Annotated in this window: 10 protein-coding genes; 5 read left to right on the forward strand and 5 right to left on the reverse strand. The window is 52.6% G+C overall.

The annotated features are described in order from the left end of the window. Nucleotides 1–98: 98 nt before the first annotated feature. Together C7434_RS05200 and C7434_RS05205 are read left to right on the forward strand one after the other, a co-directional pair. Nucleotides 99–1,649, forward strand: a complete 1,551-nt coding sequence (locus C7434_RS05200; protein ID WP_033741284.1) for an MFS transporter — start codon at nucleotides 99–101, stop codon at nucleotides 1,647–1,649. Nucleotides 1,650–2,049: 400 nt separating this feature from the next. Then, complete coding sequence (locus C7434_RS05205) at nucleotides 2,050–4,380, forward strand: FdhF/YdeP family oxidoreductase (protein ID WP_039340474.1); 2,331 nt, start codon at nucleotides 2,050–2,052, stop codon at nucleotides 4,378–4,380. A 409-nt stretch (nucleotides 4,381–4,789) separates the two neighbouring features. Here C7434_RS05205 and C7434_RS05210 read toward each other — a convergent pair whose 3' ends face one another. Both C7434_RS05210 and C7434_RS05215 read right to left on the reverse strand, forming a co-directional pair. Further along, a complete protein-coding gene (locus tag C7434_RS05210; RefSeq protein WP_033741470.1) occupies nucleotides 4,790–5,449 on the reverse strand; it encodes a hypothetical protein in 660 nt (219 codons plus the stop codon). Nucleotides 5,450–5,590: 141 nt separating this feature from the next. Then, complete coding sequence (locus C7434_RS05215; protein ID WP_006119050.1) at nucleotides 5,591–5,758, reverse strand: general stress protein; 168 nt, start codon at nucleotides 5,756–5,758, stop codon at nucleotides 5,591–5,593. Nucleotides 5,759–6,486: 728 nt separating this feature from the next. Here C7434_RS05215 and C7434_RS22315 point away from each other — a divergent pair. Then, entirely contained in the window at nucleotides 6,487–6,609 is a 123-nt protein-coding gene (locus C7434_RS22315) for a hypothetical protein (RefSeq protein ID WP_269751334.1), read from the forward strand. A 332-nt stretch (nucleotides 6,610–6,941) separates the two neighbouring features. Next, the gene (locus C7434_RS05220; protein WP_006119054.1) at nucleotides 6,942–7,109 is read left to right on the forward strand and encodes a general stress protein; all 168 of its coding nucleotides are present in this window, start codon (nucleotides 6,942–6,944) and stop codon (nucleotides 7,107–7,109) included. 239 nt (nucleotides 7,110–7,348) lie between these two features. Here the strand turns inward: C7434_RS05220 and C7434_RS05225 are convergent, their stop codons facing one another. The 3 genes from C7434_RS05225 to C7434_RS05235 all read right to left on the reverse strand — a co-directional run bounded on the left by C7434_RS05225 (nucleotide 7,349) and on the right by C7434_RS05235 (nucleotide 10,792). Continuing rightward, nucleotides 7,349–8,377: a methionine synthase gene (locus tag C7434_RS05225; protein WP_133745206.1), complete on the reverse strand. Its 1,029-nt coding sequence runs from the start codon at nucleotides 8,375–8,377 to the stop codon at nucleotides 7,349–7,351. 26 nt (nucleotides 8,378–8,403) lie between these two features. After that, nucleotides 8,404–9,387 (reverse strand): DUF1852 domain-containing protein, encoded by a 984-nt coding sequence (locus C7434_RS05230; RefSeq protein WP_033741287.1) that lies wholly within the window; start codon nucleotides 9,385–9,387, stop codon nucleotides 8,404–8,406. Nucleotides 9,388–9,889: 502 nt separating this feature from the next. After that, a complete protein-coding gene (locus C7434_RS05235) occupies nucleotides 9,890–10,792 on the reverse strand; it encodes an AraC family transcriptional regulator (RefSeq protein WP_033741290.1) in 903 nt (300 codons plus the stop codon). A gap of 114 nt (nucleotides 10,793–10,906) precedes the next feature. Between C7434_RS05235 and C7434_RS05240 the strand changes: the two genes are divergently transcribed. After that, nucleotides 10,907–11,791, forward strand: a complete 885-nt coding sequence (locus tag C7434_RS05240; protein ID WP_033741292.1) for an SDR family oxidoreductase — start codon at nucleotides 10,907–10,909, stop codon at nucleotides 11,789–11,791. The last annotated feature ends 11 nt before the right edge of the window (nucleotides 11,792–11,802 follow it).

Genomic DNA, 11,802 nt, shown 5'->3' on the forward strand with positions numbered 1-11,802 from the left:
CAGCCCGCACGCCCATTCTTTTCCAATTCTGTTGATAACAGCGACGGCAGGCACTGGCTTGCCGTTATAAAACACCGACCAGAACAGGAAGCAGATAAATGGTTAAACCGACTGAACGTCGCGTCGGGTATGGCGTAGCAACAGGCTACGGCATTACCGACTTATTTGGAGGCGGTGCCTTTGCAGTGATAGGTGCCTGGTTACTGTTTTTTTATACCACCTACTGCGGGTTATCGGTGCTGGAAGCCGGATCCATCTTCGCCATTGCCAGGGTGATTGATTCCGTACTGAGTCCGATCATGGGTTACATCACGGATAATTTCGGCCATACCTGGGCCGGGCGCAAATTCGGCCGTCGTCGTTTCTTCTTGTTAATTTCCTCGCCTCTGATGCTGCTGTACGGCGCATTGTGGGTCACGGATATGAGCTACTGGTATTATCTTGGCACCTATCTCACCATCGAATTGTTATCTGCCATGGTGCTGGTGCCGTGGGAAACCCTGTCGTCAGAAATGACCAACCGTTTCAGTGAACGCACTCGCCTTTCCGGCGTGCGGATGATGTTTTCTTCGCTGGGAAGTTTTCTTGCGGTCTCGGTACCGGGCGTCATCATGACATACACGGGCAAAGACAACGCCATCACCTATACACTGACGGGCGTGATTTTCTCAGTGATTTACTGCGTCGCGGTATTTATTACCTGGTATACCACCTGGGAAGCGAAAGATATTCAGGATGCAGACGAGGTTCAAAAGCCACCGGCACCCGCGCGTCATTTTCTTTCGCATGTGAAACACATGTTTGTGGATCTCGCCTCGTCATTTAAAATTCGGGCGTTTCGTCAGCACCTGCTCATTTATATCTGCTCGTTCACAGCGATGGATGTGTTTCTTGCCGTTTTTACCTATTTCGTTATTTATGGGTTAAAACAGGATGCCTCATTAGCCTCGCTGCTTCTGAGTAATATGATGTTTATGTCTATCCCCGGCACCTTTTTATTTATGCTGTTGCTGGGCAGATTTTCTATGACGCCCTCTAACGCCTTGAGACTCTCTTATATATCTATTGCCGTCGTGTTGCTTTTTCTGTATGCCGTTTATCTCTGGCAGTGGCATGTACCCGTGCTGTTATTTAGCGCCGCCTTCCTGTTTATGGGGATAGCGCGCGCGGGGCTGTATTATATTCCGTGGAATATTTACAGCTTCATTCCCGATATTGATGAAATGGTAACCCGTCAGCGCCGGGAAGGCATCTTCGCGGGCGTCATGGTGCTTACGCGCAAAAGTTCGGTCGCGATTGCCATCTTTATTATTGGCGTGGTGCTCCAGGAAAGCGGGTTTGCCAAAGGGAACGGCGCTCAGCCTGATAGCGCAATCACCGCCATTGTCCTGCTGATGGCAGGCGTGACAGGCGCGCTTCTGGCCGTGAGTTTCTGGCTGACGTTCCAGTTCAAACTGACCCAGCGCAGCCACAAATTGCTGATTAAAGAAGTCGCACGCCGTAAGCTGGGCGGTTCACCTAAAGACTGTGATGCCGAAACCCGTGAGGTGATCAAAGCGCTGACCGGCTATGCCTATGATGATGTCTGGGGCGCCAGTAAAAAAGAACCTCTACAGGATGCTGCTGTAAAGTCAGAACTGAAAGGGTAAGCGAACAGGCGGTTGGCGTGACTCACCGGAGAAATATAAACCGCCAGAAGCGTCAATGGCCAGCCAGAAATAAGCAGAACGGATAAATGAATATCATGCGACGCGAGTGGATATGATTTTCGTCGTCATTTTCCCGCTATTTGGCGGACGCTGCCTGCTCATGATTATGCAAATGAAAAGTGACGTCGGCTCGCTATTTACGCGTGATTTAAAATTCTGCCTTTTAAGCGAAACACGGCGGGTAACGCCGTTGGGACACAAAAAGCGCATGGGCTGCAATTAACCGCAGCGAGGTAACATTTTGCAAAAATTAAATCAGGCTTTGCGCCCTGCTTAACAGGCGTGTTCCTAATCCTGTACCAGGCTTAAGCAAAAGTCATTGATACAGGTTGGGATAAAAATGAAAGAAACGAATCGTACTTTTGGGGTCAAACCGTATGGCGGCTCAGCGGGTGGCTGGGGCGCATTAAAAGCTGTAGCGGATGCGATTCGGGGACAAATGGCGGTGAAACAGGACGTCATTGCCCTGTTCAGGGTGAACCAGCCCCAGGGCTTTGATTGCCCCGGCTGCGCCTGGCCTGATCCGCAGCATACGTCTTCTTTTGAGTTTTGCGAAAACGGGGCCAAAGCGGTGTCGTGGGAAGCCACCAGTAAGCGTGCCACGCCCGATTTTTTCGCGGCTAACAAGGTCAGCGATTTGTGGGCGCGCAGCGCGTTGGATCTGGAAGGCGAAGGGAGGCTGACCCATCCGATGAAATATGATGCGGCCAGCGATACCTATCAGCCCATCGCATGGGAAACGGCCTTTCGTGAAATAGGTGAGCGGCTGCGCAGCTATAGCGATCCGAACATGGTTGAGTTTTATACCTCTGGCCGCGCATCGAATGAAGCCGCTTTTCTCTGGCAGTTGTTTGCCCGCGAATACGGTACCAATAACTTCCCAGACTGTTCCAATATGTGCCACGAGCCGACCAGTGTGGGGTTGCCGGAATCCATCGGCGTAGGAAAAGGCACCGTCGAGCTGGATGACTTTGACCATTGCGACCTTGTCTTATGTATTGGTCATAACCCGGGCACCAACCATCCGCGCATGTTGGGCACGCTCAGAGAGGTGTCAAAACGTGGTGCGACGATTGTTGCGATTAATCCGTTACGCGAACGCGGGCTGGAGCGGTTTACCTCACCGCAAAGCCCGATCGAGATGCTGTCGATGGGCTCAACCGAGCTGGCGTCAACCTATTATAAAGTGCGCGTAGGCGGTGACGCGGCCATGTTGAAAGGGATGATGAAATTCCTGCTCGCCATGGATGCGACGGCCAGAGAACAGGGCGAACCGGGTGTGCTGGATGAGGCCTTTATTCATGAACACACTGAGGGCTTCGAGGCACTGAAGGCCGATCTGGAGGCGACCAGTTGGGCGCACATTCTGAAAGTTTCAGGGATGGAGCGTGAAGAGATTCAGCATCTGGCCCGGCTGTATGCGGAGGCGGATCGCACCATTATTTGCTACGGCATGGGCATTACACAACATCAGTACGGAACACAGAATGTACAGCAAATCGCGAATCTGTTGCTGATGCGCGGCAACATGGGCAAAAAGGGGGCCGGCATTTGTCCGCTGCGCGGCCACTCCAATGTTCAGGGTGATCGCACGGTTGGGATTACCGAAATCCCGTCTGACAGTCTGCTGAACAGTCTGGAAAAAGTGTTTGGCTTTACGCCGCCCAGACAACACGGTCACGGCGCGGTTGAGGCAATTCGCGCCATCCGTGACGGCAGTGCTAAAGCGCTGCTGTGCCTTGGCGGCAACCTGGCTGAAGCCATGTCTGACCCACAGGTCACCTTTCCTGCCATGCGCAATCTGGATTTGGTGGTGCACATGGCGACGAAGTTGAACCGTTCACATCTGTTGATGGCAAAGCACAGTTATCTTTTTCCGGTACTGGGACGCACGGAGGTGGATGAGCAACCCTCGGGTGCGCAAAGTGTCACGGTTGAGGATTCCATGTCGATGGTACATGCTTCACGAGGCACGCTCGATCCCGCCTCGCCGCACCTGAAGTCAGAGCCGCTGCTGGTGGCCAGCCTGGCGAAAGCCACATTGCCTGATACGGTTGTCGACTGGGACAAGATGACGCGTGATTACAGTAATATCCGCCAGGCCATTGAAGCGGTGTTTCCGGGCTTCGAAAACTATAATCAGCGCATTCAACAACCGGGTGGTTTTCGCCTGCCCAATGGCGCATCCGAGCGCATCTGGCACACGCCGTCAGGAAAAGCGCAGTTCCTGGTGATGGCGGGCATCAATGAAGATCCACGCTCACTGACCTGCCACGATCTGGTGCTGACGACATTGCGCAGCCACGACCAATACAATACAACGCTCTATGGTCTGAACGATCGCTACCGGGGCGTAACAGGACGCCGGGATGTGCTGTTTATCAACCCGGATGAGGCCGAAAAACGGCAGTTACGCGTCGGCGAGCAGGTCAACGTCATCGCCCTGGACCCGGACGGTAACCCGACCTCAAGGCGCATGGATAAGCTGACCATCGTGGTGCACGATATGGCCTATGGTTCGGTCGCAGCCTATTATCCGGAAGCGAACGTACTGGTACCGCTGGACAGCCATGATACCAAAAGTGGTATACCGGCCTATAAAAGCACCCCTGTCAGGCTCGAACGCGTTCAGCCTGAAAGCGCACTGGCCGGCTCTGCCACGCGTCGTTAGCCCGGTATTCACAGAACGTGTGCGCCCTCTGAGAGAAGCGGTACGCAGCGGGCGCACAATCGCGTCGCCAGTGGCATTGAGTTGTATGGGGCGCATCACTGGGGGCGTACACCGCCGCGGATGCGTAACCGGAAAAGGCGGCCCGGAACTAACCTGTCCGGCTCAGTCACCGCCATGCTATGGCCCGCGTTAGTCCACGGTCTTTCATAAAACGTCAGGATTGAAGGATAAGTGAGCGCGTTTACGGTAAGGCTGGGGTCACGCGTGTCCGCACCAAAACAGCACGCAAGGGGAGTGTCAGAACGCAAGGGAAAGCGGCGGAGAACATACCGCAGCCACGCGGAGTGCAGAGAAAACGCTAACCTGTTTGCGGAATGAAGAGGGGAAGGGCAGCATTAACGCGAACCGGCTACTGAACGCTGATTTGGCTGGCCTGCCAGATCAGATGGTGATCGTAAGACTTACGCTGATGAGCTGGCAGCGGCACAGAGGTGTCCACGCAGACATCCACACTAAAGCCCTGTGCCGTTAACCGGATGGCCTCAAGCAGCACATCTGTGTTTTGTACTTCACCTGCAATCTCAAGCAACAGCGGTATGCTGGTCGAGCGAGAGGCTGCGCGGGTCACACAGGCGTGATGATGCTCCGTGACATGTTCAAAGCGGGCAAGCCTGCGCGCAGCGCCACGACGCTGGTCCTCGCGCAGCCAACTGCAGAGTGGACGCATTAAAGACCGGACAAAATCGTCACCGGCAAAGTCACGACTCAGGCTACGGATAACCCGGATCAACTGCCTGTCTGAACCAAACTCCAGGCTGGTCAGGATTTCGCCACGGCGGGCGGGCCAGCCATACGTCATTACGCCCTCTGATTGCCTGCGGCCATCGTGCATTTCCTGCGCCGTTGCGCCGTGGGCATTGGCTGACATGACTTCGCGGATTTCTTCGAGCTGGGCTTCTGTCCAGTAGTCTGTCACGGGATCTACAGCAACAAGTCCATACCGTTGCCAGCGTCGTACATTGGTCAGGGAGGCGCCTGTGAGCGCACAGAGCGTGTCGGATGACAACATAAAAACTCCTGTTTATAAAAAATCAGATGTGCACCAGCGCCAGGAAGATAAGCGGCCTTCCTGGCGTTGCGCGTTTCGGTGGAGGTATAAAGAGATGCTCGCCAGCGCGGCAAAGGCAGACGGGCGAAATCGCAAAGGGAACTAGCCCGTACGACGGCTGACTTTTCCCCCTTTACGGCCCGCCTCTACTGCACGCTCGGGGTTGTTCCTGAAGTTTCCGCTACTGTTTTTGCCGCCTTTCCGACCCGCTTCAGAGGCTCTCTCGGGGTTTGCTGCAAAATTTCCTGCGCCGCCACGATATTTGACCATGGGTCTATCCTCTCTCATTTCATCATTAACAGTGGAAAGCCTCATTTTGGTCGATGGTTTCTGATAATTCCAATGCGAAACAATACAATGGAAAAAAATAAAAAACGGTTTTTTTAATACCGCTTCGTCTTGAAAGGTTTTTTACTCTTTGAAAATGAGGATTATTAGCATTAAATTTGTACGAAAGTTTCATTCCATGTACAGCTTTACTGCCCGATTTTTTTAAGACGAATCTTAACTTTTTTTATACCCTGCCGGCCTGACGGCGACATATTCATGCTGCCACGCAACGATCCCATTTTCTTTTTTCACCTAACAGAAACGCTCAATCCGTTTATCAACACACAGGGCGCGATAGCATTTTTTGATGTCAGTGAATGCCACTATTTTCATAGCTGGCGTTGGGGGCGTCCTGTTATGTTTTAACCGACGAAACGGGAGGTCGTCTTTTTAAACCGCCAGGCGAGAAAATAAAGCGGTATATTCACTCGCGCGACAGGCATGGGGAGCGTTTGTTAGCCGCAGGGTTTTATTTAGAGCGCGCGGAGTAATGAATATTCACAATCGGCGTGGCTTTTCCTGATCGCGCGCTGTTGCCGCTGACGGATGACTGAAATACGTTACCTGTTCCTGACGACAGACCACTCTCTTTTATTTCCAGGCAGCGTTAGTGTGCCCCTGATCAATAAGGCCGTTAACACGTGGCCGACGCCCACAGGTAAAGCTTAATGGCAGAGCACGGTATTACAGGGCAGGCGTCAGAGGTGGTAGCGTCGTTTTCTGAGGCTGGCAAAAGGTTGAGTGGGATGCTGCGGGAGCACGTGGTGGTGCGTAAACAGATTGTCTTTTAACCGTGAAGGGATGTCAGCCTAAGGCTGAGTATTTATTTTGCCTGAAAATTGCCGTTCTACACGCCTAAATGTAACCTCTTGTTAATTTTTTGACGAATGAAAACAGTCGCATTTAAACAAGAGAAGCGAGTTTTATGGTGATTATCTTGTTGTTTTTCGCTTTTATTTTCCGCCCTCCGTTGCGGTTGCGCGGCAGTATTAAAAGCGCTAAACAAAGCGGCGAATGTTTTATCCGCCACGCTTGCAGATTAACAGGCGCGTTATAACCTTAACAGTGCCATGCAAATGGTGAAGCAAAGAAGCAGACAACTTTAACCTGAAGAGGAAATATTATGACTGAACATCGTGGCGGATCAGGTAATTTCGCGGAAGATAAAGAGAAAGCTTCTGAAGCCGGTAAAAAAGGCGGCCAGAACAGCGGCGGCAATTTCAAAAACGATCGTGAAAAAGCCTCAGAAGCCGGTAAGAAAGGGGGCCAGAACAGCCATCGTGGCTCCTGATACCGGCTTATAAGGGACTGAACAGCGGAGCAGGGACTGCTCCATGATTGCATTATGTCCCACCGTTTCCGCAGGCATGATCAATGCCCACGCTAATTCATCAGATACGGCAGCGGCCCCCGCACGAAAAAGCCCGGTCAGTGCCAGGCTGTTCTTACACAAAGGGATGATAACGACAAGGCAGGGATGGCAGGCGAGTCACGTCAGCGCGCTCACCTGCTGCAGATTACCCGCGTGAATTACGCTGAAAGCTCCTGACGAACAATAGCCGCACCCGCGCTTAAGGCATGGAGCTTGCCACGCGCCACCTCACGGGATAATGGCGTCATACCGCAGTTGGTTGACGGATAGAGTTTGTCGGCATCCACAAACTGCAACGCCTTACGCAGCGTCGCGGCCACTTCTTCCGGCGTTTCAATGGTATTGGTTGCTACATCAATGGCACCCACCATGACTTTTTTACCCCGAATCAGCTCAATCAGCTCCATCGGCACGCGCGAATTCTGACATTCCAGCGAAACGATATCGATTTTTGATTTTTGCAGTTTCGGGAACACTTCTTCATATTGACGCCATTCCGTCCCCAGCGTCTTCTTCCAGTCGGTATTGGCTTTGATACCGTAGCCGTAGCAAATATGCACAGCGGTTTCGCACTTCAGGCCTTCCACAGCGCGTTCCAGCGCGGCGATGCCCCAGTCGTTGACTTCATCAAAGAACACGTTAAAAGCGGGCTCATCAAACTGAATAATGTCGATGCCAATCGCTTCTAACTCTTTGGCTTCCTGATTCAGAATTTTGGCAAATTCCCAGGCCAGTTTTTCACGACTCTTGTAATGGCCGTCATACAGCGTATCAATCATGGTCATCGGACCCGGCAGCGCCCATTTGATCGGCTGCTTAGTCTGCTGACGCAAGAATTTCGCATCGTCAATAAAGACGGGTTTCTGACGGCTAACCGCGCTGATCACCGTCGGTACGCTGGCATCATAACGATTACGGATACGGACAATTTCGCGCTTCTCGAAATCAACACCATTCAGGTGCTCAATAAATGTCGTCACAAAGTGCTGGCGCGTTTGTTCACCGTCGCTGACGATATCAATACCGGCCTGGATTTGATCGTCCAGAATTAAACGCAGCGCATCTTTTTTCCCTTCAGCCAGTTCTGAGCCTTGCAGCTTCCAGGGCGACCACAGCGTTTCAGGCTGAGCCAGCCAGGATGGCTTCGGTAAACTGCCTGCGGTTGAGGTAGGTAACAACATTTTCATAATAGGTGACCTTGTATTTCGGTTAATCAAAGCGCGTAACTGGCAGACCACTCTTCAAGAACGGCTTTATAAGGTTTAATGAATTTCTCTTCGGTAAATTTCCCTTGTTCTACCGCTAACAGGCTACGCTCTTCGCGATCGTAAACAATGCGCGTTAATGAATAGTCCAGATGGTTCAGGCTTGGCTGATAACACTGGCCAGCCGGTGAATTAGCATTGTAAATCTCAGGACGATAAATTTTCTGGAACGTCTCCATCGTACTAATGGTGCTGATCAGCTCAAGATTGGTGTAATCACTCAACAGGTCACCTGAGAAATAAAACGCCAACGGGGCAACACTGTTTTCCGGCATGAAATAGCGCGCCGTCAGGCCCATCTTGTGGAAATACTGGTCAGTCAGGGAATAGGCATCCTGCTGGTATTCAATACCCAGTACCGGATGACGGTTTCCTGTGCGGGTATAAACGTTTTTGCTGGACACGCTCAGGCAAATGACCGGCTGTTTTTTAAAGTTCTCTTTAAAGGCCGAAGAGTTCACGAAGCACTTGAAAATATTGCCGTGCAAATCGCCAAAGTTAGCAGGTGCGCTGAAGCCGGTGTTGTTTTTATTGTGCTCAGACAGCAGCACGCTGAAATCATAATCGCGCACGTAAGAGGAGAAGTTATTGCCAACAATACCTTCAATACGCTGCTGAGTTTTTTTATCGACGATATGGGTTTTCAGAATTTCAATTACAGGAAACGCGCCGCGTTGCGTCTCGTTTTCGATATTTAACTCAACCGAGATAATTTCAAGTTCCACACCATAACGATCGGCCTTTGGATTATCCCAGTGCGCCAGCGAGTTGAAGCGATTATCAATCATCGTTAAGGCATTGCGCAGGTTTTCCTGACGGTTTGTCCCGCGCGCCAGGTTAGCAAAATTGGTGGTGATGCGCGTATTTTCAGACGGGTTGTAATTCTCATCGAAAACACTGCTCTTAATCGTAAATGTGAATTCTTTTTTCATCGTGATGCACCCTGCGTTCTGATGTGAAAAACGGTCTGTGGCTGTTAGTTATCCAGACTGGCCTGCATTCTGGTTTTTCGTTTAACCGCTTTCACGTTGTGTGTTTGTCAATAAAGCATATTTTATGCCAGAGCCGCGGAGGAAGGGAAAGCGACTTAATTTCAACACAACATGAGCCATCTTCATGGTCGACAGAGGTAAAGCCCCTGCCGTACGCGTAATGGAGACAAACTGACAGACTGTGCCGTGATGCAATGCGCCCTGAACCCTTGTGGCGTAAGGCCTGCCAATATCCCGGTTTCCGTCTCCTCATGAAAACGGCTCATGTGAAGGTTTCTCATGTTGCGGGAAAAGCGGTGATATTTATTCAGGTTAATGAGCCTCTTTCATGAGCGTTGTACAGGCCCGCAGCAAGTGCTGCCGTACTCACGTAGGGATTTTCAGCCCCGCGCAGCCATATTCCCCTGAAGTCCGCCATCATCCCTGGTTTCGGGCCGCCCGATCAGGCGTTTTCTTTACTGAATTTGCCTGGTGAAACACCGATGACACGCTTGAAGGCTTTTGCAAAGGCGCTCTCAGATTCATAGCCCAGCCCGGCAGCAATTGCGGTAAGCCCGCCATTCCCTTTTTTTAACTGGTCGCAGGCAAGATGCATGCGCCATTGCGTGAGATAGTCGACGGGCGCGATGCCCACCGTTTGCTTAAATCGTTCAGCAAAAACCGCGCGTGACATTCCCACCCTGGCTGCCAGTTCCGCCAGCGTCCACTTGTGTTCGGGGTGCTGGTGCATGCAGGCCAGCGCCGCGCCCAGCTTTTTATCCTTCAGGGCCGCAAGCCAGCCTGACTGCTGCGGGTCATTTGCATACAGCCGTAACGCCTGAATGAGCAGCATAAATGCCAGCTGTTGCACGATGAGGACGCTGCCGGGCTGCGCTTCACGGACTTCCTGTGACATTCTTTCCAGCGCCCATTGCATGGCGGCTCTGTCTGCGCTGCGCCGGATATGCACCACTGGCGGCAGCGTACCTAACAGCAACTGTGCGGGCCGTCCGGTCAGCAGGAAATGCCCGCCTACCAGTAAACAGGCGGAGGTTTCACCAAGCTTTGCCGCTGTCACGGCAACCATCTCAGACCGCACCGTCTGAAAATCGACAGTCTGCGCGTCTGGGTTTGTGGCCAGCCTGAAAGGTGCGCCTGGCGGGAGCAGATAGCACTCGCCGGCGTTAAGGCGCAAGGGTTCCGCAACACCGTCAACGGTCAGCCAGCAGGCACCCGCTACGACGGCATAGCACTTCACGCCATCATGAGCGGGCCATTGTACCGACATCTCCGGCGTCAGTATCACACCACCGGAAACGTAACGTTGTGGTTCAAGCAGGGCTAAGAGCTGTGAAAGCGGGTCCATGATCATCCCAGACGGTCAGACATAAAAAAGCGACGTTATCACATAGAGCGCATTCCTTCTCCACCGTAAAGTAGACAACCACGGTTGCGAAGGCTGACAAGAGGACGAACAGACATGCGGTTATTTCTTACAGGAGCAACGGGTTTTATCGGGTCGGCGATTGCGGCCGATCTGATCGCGGCAGGGCATGAGGTGGTCGGACTGACCCGACATCAGCAGGGTGTCGACAGGCTCAGCAAAGCAGGTGTCGAGCCCTTTTGGGGTGATATTAACGATCACAATAGTTTGCAACGGGGCGCGGCAAGCTGCGAGGGGGTGATTCATACCGCCTTTAACCATGATTTTTCGACGTTTCTGACAAACTGTGAAGCCGATCGGCAGGCAATCGCCGCGATGGCCACGGCACTGGCAGGAAGCGCACGGCCCTTAATCATCACCTCGGCGGTGGGACTGGGCTCGCCGGGGCAGGGAAGACCTGCCGTAGAAGACTATTTCAACCCGCTTCATCCTAATCCGCGCCGGGCATCCGAGCTGGCCGCGATGGCGGCACTGGAAAAAGGGGTCAACGTTTCCGTTGTGCGGTTATCTCAGGTACATAATCCGTTGAAACAGGGCCTGGTTACGTCGCTGATTGAGGTGGCGAGACAGACAGGCGTTTCCGCTTTTATTGATGAAGGCCAAAACCGCTGGTCAGCAGTGCATCTTGACGATACGGTTTGCCTCTACAGGCTGGCGCTGGAAAAAAACAGACCAGGAAGCCGTTATCATGCTGTCGCCGAAGAAGGCATTACGCTGCGCGTGCTTGCCGACGCCCTCGGGCGGATCCTCAACCTGCCGGTCATATCCCTTTCAGCCGCTGAAGTTACCGATCATTTTGGCTGGCTGAGTCATTTTGTTGCGCAGGATATGTCCGCCTCAGGCAGGCTTACTCGGGCGCAACTGGGATGGCAGCCCACAGGGCCGGGATTGATTGCCGATCTTGAACGCATGCCGGGCTAAGCGTGCTTAGC

The organism is Pantoea sp. PNA 14-12, from assembly GCF_004364735.1.
In the GTDB taxonomy this organism is placed as follows: Bacteria; Pseudomonadota; Gammaproteobacteria; order Enterobacterales; family Enterobacteriaceae; genus Pantoea; species Pantoea stewartii.